3 protein-coding genes are annotated in these 1,623 nt (G+C 51.9%); all 3 read right to left on the reverse strand.

All coding sequences use genetic code 11. The features are described 5' to 3' along the window. Positions 1-339: 339 nt before the first annotated feature. A complete protein-coding gene (locus H8711_RS13680; RefSeq protein ID WP_249283888.1) occupies positions 340-822 on the reverse strand; it encodes a hypothetical protein in 483 nt (160 codons plus the stop codon). Between the two features lie 208 nt (positions 823-1,030). Further along, complete coding sequence (locus tag H8711_RS13685; protein ID WP_005934741.1) at positions 1,031-1,273, reverse strand: hypothetical protein; 243 nt, start codon at positions 1,271-1,273, stop codon at positions 1,031-1,033. Continuing rightward, positions 1,273-1,623: ImmA/IrrE family metallo-endopeptidase (locus H8711_RS13690; RefSeq protein WP_430413583.1), on the reverse strand; the 351-nt coding region annotated here is incomplete at its 5' end. The genes H8711_RS13690 and H8711_RS13685, both read right to left, overlap by 1 nt.

Raw genomic sequence — 1,623 nt, forward strand, 5'->3', positions numbered from 1 at the left:
TGCAGTTCCGGGAATGCTGCGGACTACCAATGGTCAATCGGTATCATGGGACTCTCACCCCTCCGAGGATCGCTCCGAGCCGCCCATTCAAAGAAAAGACGGAAGTATCATTATACCCGGCATCTGCATCGTCGCAAGCAGCCGCACCACACGACTGTTATAGCTCTCCGGAGGTCGCTCACTCCCTTTCGGGAGGTCTTGGCGTCGGAAGCTGTGTTGCTTCGCAGAAGCGGAAAGATCCGCAGCACTGAACTATTCAGTTTTCAAGGAGCAGTGAAGTGGTCTGATTGACCCTTTCACTTTACAACGGACATCTTTTTGCCGTTTGTTGAGTACCGCTCAAAAAATTCTTTGAAATTTTTTCTGCACCGCTGCTTTGAGGTCAAATGCAGCTCTGATGCCGATGCCTTTCCTTCGGGCAAACTCTCGAAGAGTCAGTCCTTCACGGGTCATCGCAAGATACAATTCGCGCTGCTTCTCGGTCAGAATGGAAAGAAGCTCCTTCTCTTTGAGGGCGGTGATCAGTTCCTCCATGCAGTCGCGGGAGTCTGCCAGCCATGCAGCGGACTTCACATCGTCCTCCGGTATAGCGTCAAGGGACAGCACGGTATCAGAAATTTTCTCTGCGCCGTCCTCATCCTCAGAGGTGTTGTCAGAGCCATACGAGCGTCTGATCCGCTTTTCCTCTGCGCGAAGGATTCTCATAACCTTGCGGTCAACCTCGGAAATTTCGCCGGTTCGTTTCACGCGCACCATGCACTTGCCGTCCTCCGTAGTCCATAGGTCGTAATCGAACGCGATAGGGGTCTTAGGGATTTTCATTGTTCATCCTTTCCGCTGCGCGGGAGCAGCGGGAAGGGTGAAGACAGAAAAAGAGCCGCATGACGGTGAGGTTTGAATCCCATGCCGATAAAACAGAGCAATTAAACTCTGTCTCATGCGGCATTAGGATGACTTCACCTATCAGGCGGCTCCACAGCTCAGCTATGACATATATTTTATTTTAGAACAGAGGCTTGTCCTCTGGTTCTTACTTGGTACGCGGGCGCAGTCTTCTCATGTTCAGCACATCAAAGACGGTGATCCGCCCGCATTTCTTGCACTTGGATTCTACATGACCTCTCGTGTCCTCGTAGACAGCAATGGCATTATGCTGACAATACGGACATTTCAGGTATCGGGGCTTCTGCTGGGAAATGGCAACTCTTGCCCTGCGGATTTTTTCGATCAGCTCCGGCGTCGGTTCCTGAACCCGAATGGATGCTCTCTTCATTACCACACCTCCAATGGGTCAACATACTCACTGAATGGACGATCTACCATGTAGCCGAGCTGACGAAGGCGGATAGACGCCGTTGTCTTGGAGACACCGAACAACCGGCAGAAAAGGCGCAGCGTTAAGTGATCACCATACGAATACCTCCCCTCGTAATTGATCAGCGGCGTTTCTGCAAACCGACGCATTGCCAGGTCAACCTCTTTCTGAGGAAGCAGGATTGCCGCGCCCAAGACATTTGCTTGCCATTCGTTCCAGTCCTCGCGGGTTTTCAGCTCTCGCGGCGTATAAGCTGTCCGTGCGGAATATCTCATTTCGCAGGATGCCTTTACCTCTTCCGATTCCAG

It is taken from the genome of Ligaoa zhengdingensis, from assembly GCF_014384885.1.
Taxonomy (GTDB): domain Bacteria; phylum Bacillota; class Clostridia; order Oscillospirales; family Ruminococcaceae; genus Ligaoa; species Ligaoa zhengdingensis.

What these genes read in the sequence shown, in the direction of transcription:
- H8711_RS13680 (WP_249283888.1), bottom strand. Translation starts at nt 822, where the DNA reads ATGAAAATCCCTAAGACCCCTATCGCGTTCGATTACGACCTATGGACT.
- H8711_RS13685 (WP_005934741.1), bottom strand. Translation starts at nt 1,273, where the DNA reads ATGAAGAGAGCATCCATTCGGGTTCAGGAACCGACGCCGGAGCTGATC.